Annotated in this window: 1 pseudogene; it reads left to right on the top strand. The window is 47.0% G+C overall.

Annotated features, from left to right (window positions below):
• Positions 1-4 precede the first annotated feature (4 nt).
• Positions 5-236: pseudogene (locus tag SB775_RS33835) on the top strand (acetyl-CoA carboxylase carboxyl transferase subunit alpha); the annotation flags it as partial.

The following is a 236-nucleotide window of genomic DNA, read 5'->3' as shown; positions in this document are numbered from 1 at the left end:
AAGCATGGCAGGAGAGCTCCCCTTTGAAAAGCCATTAGTAGAGCTGCAAGACAAAATTAAGGAATTGCGTCGGTTCACAGAGGAAAAAGGCATTGATTTCTCTGATGAAGTACAACGTCTGGAGCAAAAAGCGAAAGATTTGGCGCAGCAAATTTATGGAAACCTGACACCATGGCAGCGCGTGCAGCTGGCGCGTCATCCGGAACGACCAACAACACTGGACTATATACAACTTC

The organism is Peribacillus sp. SIMBA_075, assembly GCF_046534585.1.
The sequence above is the reverse complement of the archived record's forward strand: the minus strand, read 5'-3'. Positions and strand labels throughout refer to the sequence as shown.